Origin of the sequence: Pseudoalteromonas sp. SR45-5 (assembly GCF_014163565.1) — a bacterium.
Classification (GTDB): Bacteria; Pseudomonadota; Gammaproteobacteria; order Enterobacterales; family Alteromonadaceae; genus Pseudoalteromonas; species Pseudoalteromonas distincta.
In genome coordinates this window covers 1-1887 of sequence record NZ_JACJDN010000715.1, presented here as the reverse complement: position 1 = coordinate 1887, position 1887 = coordinate 1, and the positions used below count along the sequence as shown (strand labels likewise).

The 1887-nt window shown below is 37.6% G+C and carries 2 protein-coding genes; both read left to right on the top strand.

Annotation, left to right across the window (positions count from 1 at the left end; translation table 11 throughout):
- Positions 1-1243 (top strand): sigma-54 dependent transcriptional regulator (locus H5072_RS18320; RefSeq protein ID WP_182694372.1); only part of this gene is annotated, 1243 nt, incomplete at its 5' end.
- Positions 1244-1356: 113 nt separating this feature from the next.
- The gene (locus H5072_RS18315) at positions 1357-1887 is read left to right on the top strand and encodes a peroxiredoxin-like family protein (protein ID WP_039489283.1); all 531 of its coding nucleotides are present in this window, start codon (positions 1357-1359) and stop codon (positions 1885-1887) included.

Genomic DNA, 1887 nt, shown 5'->3' with positions numbered 1-1887 from the left:
AGCGGTCATAGTACAAGACGTATGCTTGCCAGATATAAGTGGGCTTGAGGTATTACAATTTGTAAATAAGCAGAAAAATCCTGCTAATGTAGTCATGATCACCTCAAACAGCTCTATTGATATTGCAGTGGAAGCAATGCGTTTAGGCGGTTTTGATTTTTTAGAAAAACCTTTCACAAGTCAACGACTCATTAGCTCAGTAGAAAGTGCGTTGACGCCAAAAGAGCAAGTTAAAGTTCAACCATTGGTTAAAAACAGGGATAAAAATCAAGATTTTGTTGGTGAATCACTGGCAATGAAAACCGTTTTTAGATTACTTGATAGTGCAGCTAGAAGTAAAGCGTGTGTATTTATTACAGGTGAAAGTGGAACCGGTAAAGAAGTTTGCGCACAAACCCTTCATGATACAAGCCCGAGAAATACAGGACCATTTATTGCCATAAACTGTGCAGCTATACCTGCTGAGCTATTTGAATCAGAGTTTTTTGGTCATGTTAAAGGTGCGTTTAGTGGGGCATTGAGCGATCGAAAAGGGGCTGTTGAAGTGGCCAACGGCGGTACCTTATTTTTAGATGAATTATGTGAAATGGAACTTAACTTACAAGCAAAGTTATTACGCTTTTTACAAACAGGCATTTTTAGTAAGGTTGGTAGTAGTGAAGTATTACACAGCGATGTTCGTTTAGTCTGTGCAACAAACAGAAACCCAATCATAGAGGTTGCAGAAGGGCGCTTTAGAGAAGATTTATATTACCGTTTAAATGTTATCCCCGTAAAGCTCCCCCCTTTAAGAGAACGCGGAGGCGATATATTACTGCTTGCTGAGTATATTTTGAAACAAAAAAGCGATAGTAATGCAAAGCATTTCACTGGTTTTTCTGATGAAGTTAAGGCGCTTTTTTGTAATTACGATTGGCCAGGAAATATTCGCGAACTACAAAATGTAATTGAAAACACCGTTGTTATTAATGATGGCGATGTAATTGAAAAAGACATGCTACCAAGCTCATTTGGATTAGGGGCTGTGAAGCACTCGATATCCGCTAAGTCAGTTCACAATACAAACGAGCAGAGTGTTCAATTATCGCCTATGTCTGTTCACGATATAGAACCTTTGTGGCAAGTTGAAAAAAGGGCGATTGAAAATGCAATTAAAAGCTGTGAAGACAATATTCCTCTTGCTGCTGCTTATCTAGGGGTTAGTGCATCTACCATTTATAGAAAAATAAAGGGATGGTCTTAAAGTTATAATCGATTTTTAATTACACTTTTCAGGTTGAATTAATAAAAGTTACCCTAAGCTCTATGGGTAAGAGCAAATTAATTTTTAATCTGAAACAGTAAAAGGAGATCGCAATGAGTAACACTAGTTTAAAACCTGCGGATATTATGCCATCACTAGTAGTGAGTGATGTTGATGAGAATAAGGTAGATTTAGTTGATAGAGTAAGTGACTCTCCTTGGAAAATGATTGTTGTTTATCGAGGCCAGCACTGCCCTAAATGTACTGCGCAACTTAACGAGCTTGCTAAAGTTCATAAAGACTTTAAAGATGCTGGTGTTGAAGTGGTTGCAGTAAGTGGTGATAGCCATGAGCAGCTTAATAAACATCTTGAAAAAATAGATATTAACTTCCCAATTTACTATGGTTTAACAATCGAACAAATGACCGATTTAGGGCTACATATTAGCGAGCCTCGCAGTGATGCAGAAACTGATCATCCATTTGCTGAGCCAGGCATTTTTGTACTTAATGAAAAAAATCAGCTTCAAATGGTCGATATATCAAACAGCCCATTTGTTCGTCCTGATTTAGAGCAACTGCTAGGTGGAATTAAGTTTTCTAGAGAAAACGACTATCCAATCCGAGGCACATTTATTAAATAA

Excerpts from the sequence above, each read along its gene's own strand:
- H5072_RS18315 (WP_039489283.1), top strand. The coding sequence starts at position 1,357 with ATGAGTAACACTAGTTTAAAACCTGCGGATATTATGCCATCACTAGTA.